This is a genomic window from Amycolatopsis sp. TNS106, from assembly GCF_019330265.1.
In the GTDB taxonomy this organism is placed as follows: domain Bacteria; phylum Actinomycetota; class Actinomycetes; order Mycobacteriales; family Pseudonocardiaceae; genus Amycolatopsis; species Amycolatopsis lurida.
Window position 1 is genome coordinate 7573069 of the sequence record NZ_CP024972.1, and the last position, 15741, is coordinate 7588809.

Here is a 15741-nt window from a genome sequence, read left to right on the forward strand (position 1 = left end):
ACCCGGACAGGTTAGTGGTGTCCCCACGGCAGCCAAGCCCGGACGGCGAATGTGCGCTCTTCGGTGGGGCCGGCACTGACGTTCCCGCCGATCAGCGTGACACGTTCGCCGATCCCGGTCAGCCCCGCGCCGGCGCCCGGTGGCTTGCTCGCGGCGGCCGTGGCGGGCAGCGGATTGACGACCTCGACCGTGAGCCCGTTCCCAGGGCCGCCGCGGACCGAAACTTCGGCGGTCGCGCCGGGGGCGTGCTTCAGGATGTTGGTCATCGACTCCTGGACGATCCGGTACGCGGTCGTGCCGAGCAGGGCCGGCGCACCGCCCGCGTCGTCGAGCAGGATCGTCACGTTGACCCCCAAACCGGCCCGTCGCGCGTTGGCGACCAGTTCGGGAATGTCCGCCAGCGTCGGCTGCGGCGGCTCCGGATGGGAGCCGTTGTCACCGTTCTCACCAAAACCCTGGCCATCGCGCAGGACTCCGATGACCTGCCGTAGATCTTCGAGCGATTGGCGGGCCGTCGTGCGGACGGTCTTCGCCGCTTCCGTCGTCGCGGGCCCCTTGCTGACCTCCAGCGCTCCGGCCTGCAGTGACAACAGGGAAAGCCGGTGCCCGAGGACGTCGTGCATCTCCCGCGCGATCCTGGTGCGTTCCGCCCGACGGGTCATTTCGGCGCGGAGTTCCTCTTCCTTGGCCTCACGGATCGCGATCGTGTCCTGCATCCCGCGGACGACCCCGACGGTGAGCGGTACGGCCGTCATCACGACGGCGACCGTCAGCGCCCCCAGCAGCTGGACCGCGGACAACTGCTTGCCGACGATCTGCCCGGCGACGGTCACATCGGGATGGCGGTTCGCGTCGCCGAACAAAGCCCACGCCGTCGCGATGTAGACCAGCACCGACCCGGTCCACAGGAGACGGTCGCGGCGGCGCGCGGCCAACGCGGCGAGGGCGACCAAGGCGGCCAGCGCGTCGGATCGGAAGCAAAGCGGCGGAACCAAGGCGATGCCGAGGACGAGTTCCGGCCATTTGTGCCGCCAGCAGAGCATGACCGCCGCCGCGATCCCGGTGAAGAAGCCGAGCGTGGACCACCACGTCGGGTCGAACTCTTTCGTCGCCGGAAGATAGCCCTGGGCGCTGAAGACGAAAATGCTGCTGATCACGCACGCCGCGACCGCCACCACGGTGAGCACCACACCGAGCACACGCCTTGCCATGCGCTGAGCGTACGCAAGCAGACCAGGTCACCCATATCAGCGGAACCGATCTTTCAAAGCGCGCGAATTACGACTTTCGTCGTAACGGGTTCACGCGCCGAGGACGACGCGGCCGCCTCGCGATCACTGGTTGTATGCCGCCTCGTTCATCCCGTTGGAAAGGAAAACCCCGTGACCCAGCAAACCCCCTACACGCCGGCCCCGCAAGCCCCCGCCAGCCCGATGCCGCCCCGCAACGGCATCGGCGTCACGGGCTTCGTCCTCGGCCTGGTGGGGCTGGTCTTCTCCCCGATCCCGTTCGTCGGCGTCATCGCGTGGCCGCTGGTGATCCTCGGCCTGATCTTCTCGATCATCGGGCTGATCCGCGTCAAGAACGGGAAGGCCTCCAACAAGGGGCTCTCCATCACCGGTATCGCCCTGTCCGCACTCGGGCTCGTGGTGTGCGTGGTGTGGATCTTCGTGTTCAACGCGGCGGTCAACGAGGTCAACAACGAACTCAACCGCACCGCGAAGGTTTCCTACGAAGTCACCGGTGACGCCACGAACGTCGAAGTCATCTACGGCGAGGTCCTCAACCCCGCCACCGAAACCGTTCCGGCGCTGCCGTGGAACAAGGAAGTCGAGAACAAGGGCGTCTACAAGGGCGGGACGCTCACGGTGACCACGGGCGAGACCGGCGGATCCGTCACCTGCAAGATCACCGTCGACGGCGCGGTCGTTTCGACCAAGACCGCTTCGGGCGAATTCGCGATGGCCGCCTGCACCGGAGTCTGACGGCCGGACCGTGAAAGGCCTCCTTCGCCATTCTCGGGGTGGCGAGGAGGCCTTCGCGATTCCGGCATGATGCGGTCATGACCGAGCCCGCCTCTCCGTTCGACCCGCCCGCCCACGAACGTCACTGGATCGAAACCGTCACCGAACTGGCGAGGGATTTCGCCGCGAGTGCCGCCGAGTTCGACGAAACGGCCGAGCTGCCCATCGCCAACCTCCGCGCTTTGCACGCGACGGGACTCGACAGGGCGACGTTGCCCGCGGAGCTCGGCGGCGAGGACCTCAGTTATCGGAGCTACGGCGAGGTCGTCCGTATTCTCAGCGCCGCCTGTTCCTCCACCGCATGCGTCTGGGTGATGCACATCGGTGCCGCGGTCGGGCTGGCGCAGTTGTCCGCTCCCGACGTCGGCCGTTTCTACGCCCGAGAACTCATCGGCGGAAAGCGGTTCGCCAACGCGCTTTCCGAACCGAGCGGCGGCAACATGTTCCTGATGCCGCAACAGAGCGCCGAGCCCGCCGACGGCGGATACCGGCTCACCGGTGCCAAGCGGTTCGTTTCCGGCTGTGAGGCCGCCGACCATTTCCTGGTCAACGCGCTCGTCGGCGGCGTGCCCACCTTCTTCGGCGTCTCGCCGGACGACACGATGACCTTCGTGCCCATCTGGGACACGATGGGACTGCGCGCCAGCCGAAGCCAGCTCGTCTCCTTCGAAGGGACCCTCCTGCGGGAAGACCGCAGGTGCCCGCCCTCGGCCGAGCGGCGCCCGAACCACATCGCGGCGGGCCTCGCGTTCCTGTCGCTGGGGATCGCCGACGCGGCGGAGGAAGCGCTGGTCTCGCACGCCCGAAGCCGTGTGATCCCCGCGACCGGGCAGCCGCTCGCCGAAATGCAATGGCTCCAGTTCGAAGCCGCGGATGTCCACGCTCGACTCGAAGCCGCACGCGTGTACTCGCGGAACATGGCGTGGCTGGCGGATCGGAATTCGCCGGAGTTCCTGCCCGCGACCATGACGGCGAAGGTGCTCGCGAACGACATCGCCCGCGAAGCCGCCCAGCTGGCACTGAAAGCGGGCGGCGGTTCGGGCTTCCTGCGCACGTCGCCGATCCAGCGGCTGTTCCGGGACGCGCAGGCGGGTGGCCTGATGGCCTATTCGGCCGAAGTCTGCAAAGACCGGATCGGGAAGACGGTGCTCCTGCCGCAGGAGTGACCTCGGATGGCCGGCCGGGTGACGTCAAGCCCGGCCGGTCCCGCCGAAGCGGGTCAGCAGCAGCCGCTGCCGCTGCAGTCGCAATCGCACCAGTCGTCGTTCCGCATGGTCATCCACCTCCTCCCTCGGGGTCGCAGCCGGGCGGGCACCAGGCACCGGGAACCGGATCGGCGCAGTTCTCACCGGACATCCCGGACAGCATGGAAGTGAGTTCGGCGTGCAGCTCGCCGAGCCGGGCCATCTCCGTTTCGATCTCGGCGAGATGGCGCTCCAGCATGGTTTCGGCGGGTTCGCACGGGCACACGCCGGTGTCGCGCACGCTCAGCAGGTCACCGATCTCCGTCAGCGTCAGGCCGAGCCGCTGGGTGCCGCGGATGAACCGCAGCCTCTCGATGACGCCCTCGTCGTAGCGCCGGTGAGCCCCGGTCGTCCGCGCGGGCGTGGGCAGCAGGCCGATGCGCTCGTAGTAGCGCACGGTGTCCGGCCGCACTCCGGCGCGGGAGGTCACTTCGGACATGGTCAACGCCGTCAGCGCCTTCGTCGCTTCGGTTCGCATGATGCGAGCGTAGAACTTGGACCCGGCTCCAGAATCAAGTCCGGATTCCGACGGGGCTCACGAAGAGAAGACGACGGGCCGACGCTTCCGCATCATTCGAGAGGGTGGAAACGGCGAGAGGACGGCACGGTGACTGACTTCCGGAACGTGATCAGGGACCTCACCACGGAAGGTGAACAGGTCGACGCCCTGGTGGCCGGCCTCGACGACGCGGGATGGGAGCTGCCCACGCCCGCGACGGGCTGGTCGGTCAAACACCAGATCGCGCATCTCGCGTTCATCTTCAAGATCGCCGGGTTGTCCGCGGCCGAGCCGCGCGCCTTCGCCGAACTCGCGAAGTCGTCGATGGCGCGCGGGTTCGACGCCGCCGTCAACGCGGCCCTCGACGACTACCTCGGTGACCCCAACGAGGTCCTGCTGAGCCGCTGGCGTGCCGAACGCGACGCCGGTATCAAGGCGCTCGCCGCGGTGCCGGCGGACCAGGTCGTCCCATGGCTGGTCAACCCGCTGCCGCCGGCCATCCTCGCCTGCGCCGGGATGATGGAACTGTTCGCGCACGGTCAGGACGTCGCGGACGCGCTGGGTGTGCGGCCGGAGCGGACGGACCGGCTCGCGTACCTCGTCGGCTTCGCCGTCCGGGTGCGGGACTTCGGCTACGAGGCGCGCGGCCTGACCCCGCCGGAGCAGGAGTTCCGTTTCGAGATCACCGCGCCGTCCGGGCAGTTGTGGACGTTCGGCCCCGAGGACTCGCCCGAGCGGATCACCGGGAGCGCCGAGGACTTCTGTCTCCTGGTCACGCGGCGCCGTCACCGCGACGATCTCGACGTCCGTGCCGAGGGTGCGCTGGCCGACCAGTGGCTGGACATCGCACAGGCGTACCGCGGCCCCGCGGGCGAGGGGCGCTCTCCGGGACAATTCGGTCGTTGAGCATCCCGCCGCTTCCGCGGTGGATAGGGCATCCTGGAAGTCGCGATCAACTCCGGTCGGTGCGATCGTCGACGCACAGGGGGTCTAGGAGGCGATCGTGACGCGAGTGTGGCTGATCAGGCATGGGGAAAGCGAGTCCAACGCTGGGCTTCCCGGCGGGGAGCCGGGGACTTCGGCGCTGACCGGACTCGGCAGACGCCAAGCCCTCGAAATCGCGGATTCGCTGGCCGAACCGCCACGGTTGATCGTGACGTCGCCGTTCCTGCGGGCGCGGCAGACCGCCGAGCCGACGATCGAGCGGTTCCCCGGCGCGGAGCGTGAGGAGTGGCCTGTCCAGGAGTTCACCTTTCTCGGCGAACTCCATGGACAGGTCACCACCACCGAGACCCGTAAGCCGTACACGGAGGCCTACTGGTCCCGTGCCGATCCGCATCACGCGGTGAACGGCGCGGAATCCTTCGCGGCGCTCTTCACCCGGACCCAGGATTTCCTGGCGCGGCTGGGTGAACGCGAACCCGGGCCGATCGCGGTCTTCACGCACGGGCTCTTCATCCGCGCCGTCATGTGGTCACTGCTGACCGGGATCACCACGCCGGACAGCGAGGCCATGCGCGGATTCCGCACGTTCGCCGACACCTATCTCGTGCCGAACGGCAACATCACCGAACTGCGGTACACACCCGGGAAGCGGGTTCCGCGAGTGGTGGTCCCGCTCGCCTCCCGGTACGCGGACCGCTAGGGCTTCAGCAACAGCTGGAGCTTGTTCACCCCGGTCATGTTCGGGCTCGGGATGAACGACGGCGGAGCGGCCGGATCGGTGCGCAGCTCCGGGAAGCGGTCCAGCAGGATGTTGAGCGCGATCTTGCCTTCCAGCCTGGCGAGCGGGGCGCCGATGCAGAAATGGATCCCGCGGCCGAAGGCGAGGTGCGGGTTGTGCGCCCTGGCCGGATCGAAAGTGCCCGGATCCGTGAACGTCCGCGGATCCCGGTTCGCCGCCGCGACCCAGATACCGAGCATGCTGTCCGGCGGGATCGTCTGGCCACCCAGTTCGACCTCGGTCGTCGTGGCACGGGCGACGAGTGCGAACGGGCTGAGGAAACGCAGCGATTCTTCGATGGCGCCTGGCAGCAATGCCCGGTCCTCGCGGACGCGTCGGTACTCGTCCGGATGGGAATCCAGGCACAGCACCGTGTTCCCGAGCAGCATCGTGGTGGTGATGTGCCCGGCCAGCAGCAGGACGTTCGCGAAGTTGACGACTTCGTTCTGCGTCAGTTTCGCGCCGTCGACCTCGGCTTCGACGAGTTTGGTCAGCAGGTCCTCGCGCGGGTTCCGCCGCCGGTCGTCGACATGCTCGGCGAGGTAGTTCACCAGGTTCTTCACCTGCGCGGCTGTTTCCTCGGCGGCCTTCTTGTCCTCATCGGTCTGCTTGATCAGTGACCGCTGCTGGCTGTTCCGCAGCAACGTGTCGACCCATTCCTTGAACAGGTCGCGATCGCTCGCCGGGATGCCGAGCAGTTCGGCGATGACGATCACCGGCAGCGGGTAGGCCAGATGGGTCACCAGTTCCATCGAGTCCGCCCCGTCGACGGCGTCGAGGAGTTCGTTCGTCAGCGCGGCGATCCGCGGTTCGAGATCCGCGACGACCTTCGGGGTGAAGGCGTGGCTCACCAGCGTGCGCAGTTTTTTGTGATCCGGCGGGTCCATCACGAGCAGGTTGCCCTCGACGAACAGGTCCTTGTCCGGCGAGAGCTCCTTGGGGATCAGCCGGGTGGTGTCGGAGGAGAACACTTTGGGATCACTCAGGGTCTTCAACGCCTCGGCGTGGCCGTAGACGTTCCACATGCCTGTCTCGGTGTCGAAACGGACCGGCTCGGCCGGGAATTCGCCTCGAAGCCAAAACTGGCTTTCGTGGACGCCCCAGTTTTCGGCGATCGTGGTCATGGCTTGCCCCCTTCTTCAGTGGTGGAGAGCCCGGGTCAAGCGGGCTCCTCGGGGCCGTCCTTCCGGTAGATCCAGGCGCGATAGGACGAGATCAGGTCCTGGAACGCCTGGGTCACTTCGGCCGCGGTGGCGGCCACGTTCGCCGGGGACGGCGGCTCCGGCGGCTCGAACGCCGTCCGGATGATGTGCGCGAGAGCGTCGGCCTTCTCCTCGGATTCGAGGCCGGCGCCGTCGGCGATGAAGCTGTCCATCAGGTAGAACCCCAGCGTCGAGGCGCGCAGGGAAAACAGCAGGTTCGGGATGTCGTCGCGCAGCAGGCCCCGGTCCGTCATCGTCTTCAGGTACCGCTCGGTCACGACCGCGTCCTGGTCCTGCAAAGGATGTTTCTTCAACCTGCCCAGCAGTTCGGTGTTGCCGGTGATGAGCGCGCCGAGCAACGGGCTCTGCTGGGTGTGGAGGAAAACCGCCCGATGGAGCCGGTGCGGGACGACTTCCGCCGGATCTTCGTCCAGCCGGGCAAGGAGATTTTCGGCGGCCCGGAGGGATTCACGCAGGAGCAGCGCGTGGAAGAGGGTTTCCTTGGTCGGCCAGTGCAGGTAGATCGTGCCCTTCCCGATGCCCGCCTGACTCGCGATGTCCTCGATGGTCACCTTGCGATAACCCAGCCGCGTCAGCAGCACGCCGGCCGCGTCGAGGATGCGATCGGCGCGGCCGGCGGTGCGGTCCGGACGTTCTGCCACGTGCGCTCCCAGTCTCTGACTTCGTGACCAGATTTGCTAATCTGGTCATCCGGTCACGTCGACAGTAGCGCCGGGCGTACCGGTCCGGCAAGGAAATCGACGAGTTCTTAACGCAGACGGTGGGCGAGCAGGAACTTCCAGATGACCGGGGTCGCGTCGATGACGGTCGGCGTGGCGGAGTCGTTGTTCGGCGTGGTGCTCGGCCAGACGTGCCCGGCGCCTTCGACCCGGTAGTGCTGCAGTGAGCAACCGAGCCAGCGCTGAACGGTGACGTCGGTTTTCGGCGAATACCGGATCGGGCGCGGGAAGCAGCCGTTCCGGTCCGCCCACGCGGCGAGCCAGTCCGGCAGCGCCGGCAGGCCCTTGGCGGGATTCCCGGTGTAGGGGATCGTCCCGTCGGCCGTGCCGTGGAAATCGAGAATCGGGGCGGGACGCGACGGATGGCAATCGCCGCCTTGCGGGTAAAACGCGCCGGCGACGGGAGCGAACGCCGCGATCCGGCCCGGCATCCGGCAGGCGAGGACGCCGACGAACCCGCCACCGTTCGACTTGCCCGTCGCGTAGATCCGGTGGGAGTCGACGCACAGTTCACGCTGGAGCGTGTTCAGCAGGTCGCTGGTGAAGAGCACGTCGTCGGCGGCCGCCGAGTACGGCGCGCCGGTCCATGCCGATTCGCCGTCCGTGCCCGGAAGTCCTTGCGGATAGACGGAAATCGCGTCATAGGCGGAAATTCCGGACAGTTCCTCCTGATATTCCGACGTTCGTTTGTGGCCGTGGAAAGACAACACCAGCGGGTACGGCCGTGACGGCCGGTACTGGGCAGGCACGTGCACCGTGTACTCGCGGACCAGCCCGCCGGACGTCAGCGTCCGCAGGGTCGTCGTACCGGCGGGCACCGGAGACGGACGCTGGCAGCCGGTCGTCCGCACAGGATGATCGATCGCCGACGGCACGGCGGAGGCCATCGGAGCGGCGAACAGGCTCAATCCGGCAGCGACGGTGGCCGTCAGCGCGAGACTGCGCAGGAACTTCGTGGGACCAGGCACGCGATCCTCCTTGATCGGGCGGCAGGGCGGTGATCAGGGTCACTCCTGCCGCGGGCCTGGTCAGCATTGTGTTCATTGAGTTTTCGGACCGCTTGTCACGGCACTCTGCCGGGCCTGGCGATCGGGCTCGGCGTTGACCCGCCGTGCTGCGGCGGGTCAGTCGTCCCGGTCGGTCAGCCGCAGGCGCGTTTCGCCGTGAGGACCCGGGTCAAGGCCTCGGTGACCCGGGCGGCCGGCAGATCGCCGGACGCGAGCGCTTGCTCCAGGGTGGTCAGCACCGTCCCGACGTTCCCGCCGGAGGACCACAACGCCTGATCCGCCCCCGCCTGCAGGGCTTTGAGCACGGCCGCCGGGAGCGGGTACTGCGCCGTGATCGCCTTCATCGCCCCGAGGTCGTCCGTGATCACCGGGCCGTCGAACGCGTAGTCCTTCCTCAGCAGCCGGTACGCCGGTGCCGACAGGGTCGACGGAGTGCCGCCGGTCAGATCGGGTACGTCCAGGTGCCCGACCATGACGCCGATCTCGCCGTAGTCGCCGATGTCGCGGTACGGCACCAGGTCGACCTTTCGCAGCGAGGCCAGCGGCGGCGTTCGCACCAGTCCCTTGTGGGAATCCCCGGTGGCGTGCCCGTGCCCGGGGAAGTGCTTCAGTACCGGCTGCACCCCGGCGTCCCGCAGGCCCTGAGCGAACGCCAGGACGTACTTGCGAGCGACCTCCGGGTTCGCGCCGAACGATCGGTCGCCGACGATGTCGCGGTCCGGCTGGTCGGTGATGTCGGCGTCGGGCGCATAGTCGACGGTGACACCGCGGGCTCGCATCTGCCGTCCTCGCTCGGCCGCCTTCGCCCGCACCTGCGCCGGCGTCAGCGTCGTGGCCATCTTCCTGGCGCTCGGCATATCGCCGTCGAGGGCGTCGATCCGCTGGACGCGACCGCCTTCCTCGTCGATCGCGACCGACACCGGGATTTTCGCGGCGCGCTGGACCTCGTCCAGTGCGCGGTTCTGCAGCAAGGCCGTTTCGTTGCCGCCAAGGAAGATCCCGCCGACCTGCTGGTCGCGCACCAGCTTCACCGTCGCCTGCGGATCACCGGCGTTCACGCCGACCACCACCAGCTGGGCCAGCCGCTGCCGGGGGCTCATCCCGGCGATGACGGCTTCGCAGCCTGGACTCGGCGCCTGCTCCGCCCTCGGTGACGGCGAGGGCGTGCTGGAGCTGGGCCGGCTTGAAGCGGCGCTGCTGTGAGGTGGAGGTATGGATCCCGCCGGTTGTGCGGACCCGGCCTCGTCGTTCGCGGTCCCGCACTGCACGCTGGTGGCCAGGACGGCGGCGGTGCCCAGGATGACGGCCGCCCACCGCTTCGTCGTCTTCGGTCGCCCGGAGTTCATCGGCTCGTTTCGTTCGTCGTCCATGCCGCTGTCGACGGTAACCCCAGTTGCCCGTTCGTACGCGCTCGCGTGCCCTTTGGTGCGTGGCGGGCCTTCGGCCTCGCCTCCTTCCGATCCGTGTTCTCTCTGGTCAAAGCGGTGTTCGTGCTTGACAACTCGATCTGCTCCGCCGTAGATTACCACATGGTTATGGAACCGCAGGGTTATCCAGCCTTCCCGGCAAGCACCTAGGAGAGCCGGGCGTGAGAACTCGAACCCGTGAGAACTTCGGAAACAGAAAGCGGGCGACCGTGGCACAGGATCTGCTCGATGTCACCTTCGCGGCACTCGCCGACCCCACCCGCCGTGCGATCCTCGCGCGGCTCGCGCACGGCGAGGCCACGGTGACGGAGCTGGCCGAACCCTTCGCGATGAGTCAGCCCGCCATCTCCAAGCATCTGAAGGTGCTGGAGCGGGCGGGGCTGGTGGCAAGGGGGCGTGATGCCCAGCGTCGCCCGTGCCGGCTGGTGGCCCAACCACTGAAGAACGCGAACGAATGGCTCGGCGGCTACCGCCGCCACTGGGACGAGACCTTCTCGCAGCTGGACCTCGTCCTGGACGAAGAAATGAAGCACCCGGAGCGCCGCGAAGAGACCGGGTGACCACCGCACGAGCGGAAAGGAACAGCACGATGGGACGCACTCTCAGCGTGACGAAATCCGGCGATCTCGAGATCGTCATGACGAGGTCCTTCGACGCGCCGAGGGCGTTGGTGTTCGACGCGTGGACCAAACCGGAACTGGTGCGCCGCTGGTTCGGCCCGCGCGACTGGGAGGTCGTCGAATGCGAGATCGACCTGCGAGTCGGCGGCGGATGGCGCTACCGACTGCGCCGCGGCGACGGGAAGGAGATGGTGCTGCAGGGCGTCTACCGGGAGATCGACCGTCCGGAGAGGCTCGTTTCCCTCGAGACGAACGAGGACTGTGATGCGTCGGAAGGTCAGGCCTTGGCGACTTTGACGCTGGTCGAGCGCGAAGGGGTCACCACTTTGACCCAGGTGGTGCGGTACGGCTCGAAGCGGATCCGGGACGCCGTGCTCGAATCCGGAATGGAGCGGGGCGTCGGCGAGGGCTTCGACAAGCTGGCCGAGTTCATGGCCGCTCCGGCGGAGGCGGGAACACGATGACCGCCATCGCGGACCGTTATCGCGCCCGGGCCGACGCCTTCGAGAGCAAGGTCTCCGCCGTCCGAACCGGCCAGTGGGAGAGCAGATCCCCGTGCGAAGAGTGGAACGCCAGGGATGTCGTCGGGCACATCGTCGACATGCACGGCGCGATGCTGCGTCCCGTCGGGCGAGATCCCGGGCCGGCGCCGTCGCTTCTGGAAGACCCGCTGGGCGCCTTCCGTGCCGCTCGGGCCGATGTGGAAGCCATCCTCGCCGATCCCGTGCTAGCGGCCACGGAACACGAAACACCCACGGGGAAGATGACCGCGGAACAGCACATCGACCAGGTCGTCAGTGCCGACATGGTGATCCACGGCTGGGATCTGGCCCGGGCCACCGGGCAGGACGACACGATCGATCCGGAGGAGGTCGCCCGGATGTGGCCGGCGGCGCAGGCGATCCCCGATGAGATGAGGATTCCCGGAGCGTTCGGGCCCGGCGTCGTCGTCTTCGGTCCCGAAGTGAAGGTGCCCGAAGACGCGCCCCTGCAGGACAGGCTGCTCGGGCTGATGGGCCGAGATCCGAACGCCTGACAAGGATCAGACATGGATCCCGCGGTGTCGCCGGACGGGCCGGGGAGGAACCGGTACTTCGGCGGTATCGGTTCCCTTGGCCGCGGCCAGGACACGTTCCAGAACCGACAGAGAGGTGGTGAGCAAAGAGATCTGGTTCTGGATCCGAGTCTTGGCGATCTCCAGTTCGCCGGTCAGCTCCGGCGAGGGCACCAAATGCGTGTGGTCCCCGGAAACACAGGGAAGGAGTTCCGCGATCTTGCCACTGCACAACCCGGCCGAATAGAAGAGCTGGATCTGCAGGACCCTGGCGATGTCGTCTTCGGCGAAGGTCCGGTAGCCGTTGCCGCATCGAGCAGGACTCAGCAGTCCTTCCGTTTCGTAGTACCGCAACGAGCGGACACTCACCCCGGTTCGCTTCGCCAGTTCGCCGATCCGCATGAGTTCACAGTAGCCGCGGAAACCGAGGTTGACCGTGACGTCGGTGTCAGGGTTTAGCTTCGCGTCATGAGGTTGCTCGAAGCATTCCGCGGTACCGCGATCCAGCTGCCGAACCGGGTGGCGATGGCCCCGATGACCCGGGGGCGCGCGGACGATGTCACCGGCGTGCCGCATCCGCTGACGGCCGAGTACTACGCGCAACGCGCGAGCGCCGGTTTGATCGTGAGTGAAGGCGTCTGGGTGAACCGAACAGGCAAGAGCGGTCCGGGCATTCCAGGGCTCGCGACCGAGGAACAGGCCGAGGCATGGCGTGCGGTGACGGCGGCCGTGCACGAGGAAGGCGGCCGCATCTTCGCACAGCTCTGGCACGCGGGCCGGGTCTCTCACCCCGGTGTGATGGGCCGGACGCCGGTGGCGCCGTCGGCGGTCCGGCAGGCCGGGCGGATCTTCTCGGCCGAAGGCTGGACGGACACGGTCGAACCCCGTGCGCTTGGCGAAGAGGAGATCGGCGAGGTGGTCCAGGACTTCGCCGGGGCGGCCCGGCGGGCCATCGAGGCGGGATTCGACGGCGTGGAGCTCCACGGTGCCAACGGCTACCTCATCCAGGAGTTCCTCGCAGGCAACACCAACCGCAGAGAGGACCGCTACGGCGGTTCGGTGGCCGCCCGGCTTCGCTTCCCGCTCGAGGTGGTGGCGGCCGTGGCCCACCAGGTCGGTGCGGACAAGGTCGCCCTGCGGATCTCGCCGGGTAACCCGGAGAACGACATCGTGGAAGACGATGGGAAGGAGGTGTATTCACGACTGGTCGCGGAATTACGTCGGTACGAGCTCGCGTACCTGCACGTCATCGACACTCCTGATGTGGAGATGCTGTCGCACCTGCGGCCCTTGTGGCCAGGGACGCTCATCGCGAATCTGAGATCCGCGGAGCCGACCACCCGGGACGAGGGTGAGTCCTTGATCGAGTCCGGGCTGGCCGACGTGGTCGCTTTCGGCAGGTTGTTCATCGCGAACCCGGATCTGCCCGCCCGTTTCGCTCTCCACGCCCCGCTGGCTCGGGCGGACCACGCCGTCTACTACGGCGCCAGGCTCGATGGCTATACCGACTTTCCGGCGTTCGAACCGGACTCGGCGAAGTTCGCCTGTTCGGCGCGCAGCTGATCTTCGCCACCGGCTCTACAGTGCGGGGATGGTCAAGACGGCAGTGGAAATCGCGGCGGCTGTGCGTGCCAAGGAACTCGATCCGGTCCAGGTGACGCGAGAGGCGCTGGCCCGGATCGCGGCGGCGGACGGGGTGGTCGGCGCGTTCCGCCGGGTGAGGGCGGAGGAGGCGCTCGCCGAGGCCGCCGCCGTCGCCGAGCGCGCGGACCTGGCGGACCTGCCCTTGGCCGGGGTGCCGATCGCGGTCAAGGACGTCGCGCCAATCGAGGGGGAGTTCGCCTCGTGGGGGTCGCGTGCGGGCTCGTCGACGCTGTCCACAGAGGACGGTGAGATAGCTCGGCGGTTACGCGCGGCCGGAGCGGTGATCGTGGGGCTGACCCGGGTGCCGGAGTTGTGCATCTGGCCGTCGAGTGACGATCCGGACGGGACAGCGCGTAACCCGCGCAATCCGTCTTATGCCGCCGGCGGTTCGTCGGGTGGGAGTGCCGCGGCCGTCGCGGCCGGGATGGTGCCCATCGCGCACGGCACGGACGGGCTGGGGTCGATCCGGCTGCCGTCCGCGATGTGCGGGATCGTCGGTCTCAAACCGGGTAAGGACGTGGTCCGTGTACCGGGAGAGAACGGCTGGTTCGGCTTGTCCACGCACGGGCCGATGACGACCACCGTGGCCGACGCCGCCGTGCTGATGTCGGTCCTCGCCGAACAGCCCGGGCTGGCCGACCTCGCCGACCCGGAGCGGTCCCGCATCGCCCTGTCGACTCAGGTTCCGTTGACGAGGGCGCCGTTGCCGCGTGCGTTCAGCCGGGCCGTCGCACGAGCCGGAGAGCTGTTCCGCGCAGCCGGGCATACCGTGGCGCCCGGCACGCCCAGGTACAGCGCCGGAGCGATCGGTGGCCTCTTGGCGCGCTGGGTCGCGGGCCCGGCGGAACAAGCGGCCGAGTTCGATCTCGCCGCGCTCCAGCCTCGGACGCGCATACACGTCCGGCTCGGGCGGCTGACGGCCCACCGTGTCCGGGAGAGCACACGGGAGCGCTGGCTGGAGCGGGCCGAGGAGTTCTTCACCGACCACGATGTCCTGGTCACGCCCATGATCGCGACGCTCCCGCTCAAGGCCCGCACCTGGCACGAAAGCCGGTGGATCGCCAACGTGTTGCCGTCCGTGCGGGTGGCGGGTTTCGCGGGCCTGTGGAATCTCGCGGGCTATCCGGCGATGTCCGTGCCGGTGGGGGTGCACCCTTCGGGCATTCCGGCCTGCGTCCAGCTCGTCGCCGCGCCCGGCGGGGAAGCGCTCCTCCTGGGCCTCGCCGCCCAGCTCGAAGCGGCCAATCCCTGGCCGCGCACCACCGCCTCCTGACAGCTTCCCGAAAGAGAGCAAGGGACCTTTGCTACCACTCTCCGAAAGAGAGCGATAGCAAAGGTCCCTTGCTACTTTGCGCTGGTCAGGAGCCGGTTTTGGCGGGTGACGGCTTCTGCCCGTTCGTCTTCGGGCCGTTCTGCTCGCTCTGTCCGTTCTTCGGCGCAGCGGCGGCAGGCGCCGAAGGAGCGGGCTTGGCGGGAGAAGGTTTGGCGGTGGCCGGGGCGGCGGCCTTCGAGGCGGGCGGCTCGGCGGGCTTACCCGCCGGCTTCTTCTCCTCGGCCTTGCTGTCGCCACCGACGAGCTTCGAAGCGTGCGGGATCACCGACTCCTCGGGCAGCGCCGCGAGCATCGCCTCGCTGCCCTTCAGGACTTCGTCGGCCTGCATGAGGCTCTTGCGGGCCTGCTCGCGGATCTCCGCCAGCCGCTCGACCTTCCGCTGGGCGGCGGTCGTGCGCTGGGCGGCGGTCGTCGTGGCCTCGTCGAGCCGGCGCTTGGCCTCGGCCGTGGCCTCGTCGATGCGGCGCTTGGCCTCCGCGGTGGCCTCGGCGATCCGGCGCTCGGCCTGGTTCTTGCTGGCCGTCTGCTGGTCGGCGATGTGCTTCTCGTGCGTGGCTCGCTGAGCCGCGATCGTCTGATCGAATTCGCGCTCGATCTTCCGGCGCTTGCGCTCGGCCTCGTTGTCCAGCAGTTCCCGGCGCTGGGCGGCTTCGACGGTCAGCCGCTGGACCTCGGCCCGCGTCTCGGCGAGCGCCGATTCGTGCTCCGAGTGCAGCGCGTCCGCCTGCTTGTCCAACTCGGCGACGAGCCGCGTGTAGCGCTCGCGGAGCTTCTTCGAAGCCTCGCTCGACGACGCCCAGTGCTTCTCGGCGGCGACCTCGGCACGCTTCGTGATCTCTTCCGCACGGGCCTGCGCGAGCGTGACGGTGCGCTGCATCCGCTCGTCGAGGTCTTCGAGCCGCTCCGGCGGTTTCTTCAGCTCCTCGATCCTGGCGTTCAGCTTCGCCACCTCGTGGCGGACGGTTTCGAGTTCGCGCGTGGCCGACGTCGCCTGCGCGATCGCGGCGTCGCGGTCGGTGATCACGCGATGCAGCTGGGCTTCGAGATGATCCAGATACTGGCGCACTTCGTTCCGGTCGAAGCCGTGCCAGGCCTGGGTGTACTCGCGCCGCAGGGGCAACAGGCCGTTGTCTCGCTCGGGAACCATGGCCACGACGGTACCTGCGTACCCGGTGTCGCCGTTGTCAGGCTTCGTGATTCACCGACGTGTGTCGGCTCTCAGCT

At 68.2% G+C, this 15741-nt stretch carries 17 protein-coding genes; 9 read left to right on the plus strand and 8 right to left on the minus strand.

Annotation, left to right across the window (positions count from 1 at the left end):
• Positions 1–11 precede the first annotated feature (11 nt).
• Positions 12–1211 (minus strand): sensor histidine kinase, encoded by a 1200-nt coding sequence (locus CVV72_RS35020; RefSeq protein WP_219148356.1) that lies wholly within the window; start codon positions 1209–1211, stop codon positions 12–14.
• A gap of 222 nt (positions 1212–1433) precedes the next feature.
• Between CVV72_RS35020 and CVV72_RS35025 the strand changes: the two genes are divergently transcribed.
• Both CVV72_RS35025 and CVV72_RS35030 read left to right on the plus strand, forming a co-directional pair.
• A complete protein-coding gene (locus CVV72_RS35025) occupies positions 1434–1985 on the plus strand; it encodes a DUF4190 domain-containing protein (RefSeq protein WP_219154335.1) in 552 nt (183 codons plus the stop codon).
• A gap of 77 nt (positions 1986–2062) precedes the next feature.
• Positions 2063–3190 carry an acyl-CoA dehydrogenase family protein gene (locus CVV72_RS35030; RefSeq protein WP_219148358.1) on the plus strand — a complete coding sequence of 376 codons (1128 nt, stop codon included), beginning with the start codon at positions 2063–2065 and terminating at the stop codon, positions 3188–3190.
• Between the two features lie 109 nt (positions 3191–3299).
• Here CVV72_RS35030 and CVV72_RS35035 read toward each other — a convergent pair whose 3' ends face one another.
• Positions 3300–3746 carry a MerR family DNA-binding protein gene (locus tag CVV72_RS35035; protein WP_219148359.1) on the minus strand — a complete coding sequence of 149 codons (447 nt, stop codon included), beginning with the start codon at positions 3744–3746 and terminating at the stop codon, positions 3300–3302.
• A 129-nt stretch (positions 3747–3875) separates the two neighbouring features.
• On the opposite strand from CVV72_RS35035, the gene CVV72_RS35040 reads away from it, so the two are divergent.
• Positions 3876–4673 carry a TIGR03084 family metal-binding protein gene (locus tag CVV72_RS35040; RefSeq protein ID WP_034305510.1) on the plus strand — a complete coding sequence of 266 codons (798 nt, stop codon included), beginning with the start codon at positions 3876–3878 and terminating at the stop codon, positions 4671–4673.
• A gap of 97 nt (positions 4674–4770) precedes the next feature.
• Complete coding sequence (locus CVV72_RS35045) at positions 4771–5412, plus strand: histidine phosphatase family protein (protein WP_219148361.1); 642 nt, start codon at positions 4771–4773, stop codon at positions 5410–5412.
• Here the strand turns inward: CVV72_RS35045 and CVV72_RS35050 are convergent.
• From CVV72_RS35050 to CVV72_RS35065, 4 genes are all read right to left on the minus strand, one after another.
• Positions 5409–6614, minus strand: coding sequence for a cytochrome P450 (locus CVV72_RS35050; protein ID WP_219148363.1), 1206 nt, complete (start codon positions 6612–6614; stop codon positions 5409–5411). The two genes, CVV72_RS35045 and CVV72_RS35050, sit on opposite strands and share 4 nt — an antisense overlap.
• A gap of 35 nt (positions 6615–6649) precedes the next feature.
• A complete protein-coding gene (locus CVV72_RS35055; protein ID WP_219148365.1) occupies positions 6650–7354 on the minus strand; it encodes a TetR/AcrR family transcriptional regulator in 705 nt (234 codons plus the stop codon).
• Between the two features lie 107 nt (positions 7355–7461).
• Positions 7462–8400, minus strand: coding sequence for a PHB depolymerase family esterase (locus tag CVV72_RS35060; RefSeq protein ID WP_219148367.1), 939 nt, complete (start codon positions 8398–8400; stop codon positions 7462–7464).
• 173 nt (positions 8401–8573) lie between these two features.
• Positions 8574–9809: a glycoside hydrolase family 3 N-terminal domain-containing protein gene (locus tag CVV72_RS35065; protein ID WP_219148369.1), complete on the minus strand. Its 1236-nt coding sequence runs from the start codon at positions 9807–9809 to the stop codon at positions 8574–8576.
• 266 nt (positions 9810–10075) lie between these two features.
• Here CVV72_RS35065 and CVV72_RS35070 point away from each other — a divergent pair, with 266 nt between their 5' ends.
• From CVV72_RS35070 to CVV72_RS35080, 3 genes are read left to right on the plus strand one after another with little or no spacing between them, the layout of a single operon-like run.
• Positions 10076–10426 carry a helix-turn-helix transcriptional regulator gene (locus tag CVV72_RS35070; protein WP_219148371.1) on the plus strand — a complete coding sequence of 117 codons (351 nt, stop codon included), beginning with the start codon at positions 10076–10078 and terminating at the stop codon, positions 10424–10426.
• 29 nt (positions 10427–10455) lie between these two features.
• Positions 10456–10950: an SRPBCC family protein gene (locus CVV72_RS35075; RefSeq protein ID WP_219148373.1), complete on the plus strand. Its 495-nt coding sequence runs from the start codon at positions 10456–10458 to the stop codon at positions 10948–10950.
• Positions 10947–11522, plus strand: a complete 576-nt coding sequence (locus CVV72_RS35080) for a TIGR03086 family metal-binding protein (RefSeq protein ID WP_219148375.1) — start codon at positions 10947–10949, stop codon at positions 11520–11522. Before CVV72_RS35075 ends, CVV72_RS35080 begins: the two co-directional genes overlap by 4 nt.
• Positions 11523–11528: 6 nt before the next feature.
• Here the strand turns inward: CVV72_RS35080 and CVV72_RS35085 are convergent, their stop codons facing one another.
• Positions 11529–11942 carry a MerR family transcriptional regulator gene (locus CVV72_RS35085; RefSeq protein ID WP_219148377.1) on the minus strand — a complete coding sequence of 138 codons (414 nt, stop codon included), beginning with the start codon at positions 11940–11942 and terminating at the stop codon, positions 11529–11531.
• Positions 11943–12008: 66 nt separating this feature from the next.
• On the opposite strand from CVV72_RS35085, the gene CVV72_RS35090 reads away from it, so the two are divergent.
• Positions 12009–13103: an alkene reductase gene (locus tag CVV72_RS35090; protein ID WP_219148379.1), complete on the plus strand. Its 1095-nt coding sequence runs from the start codon at positions 12009–12011 to the stop codon at positions 13101–13103.
• A gap of 28 nt (positions 13104–13131) precedes the next feature.
• A complete protein-coding gene (locus tag CVV72_RS35095; protein ID WP_219148381.1) occupies positions 13132–14457 on the plus strand; it encodes an amidase in 1326 nt (441 codons plus the stop codon).
• An 85-nt stretch (positions 14458–14542) separates the two neighbouring features.
• Here CVV72_RS35095 and CVV72_RS35100 read toward each other — a convergent pair whose 3' ends face one another.
• Complete coding sequence (locus CVV72_RS35100) at positions 14543–15664, minus strand: cell division protein DivIVA (RefSeq protein WP_219148382.1); 1122 nt, start codon at positions 15662–15664, stop codon at positions 14543–14545.
• Positions 15665–15741 lie beyond the last annotated feature (77 nt).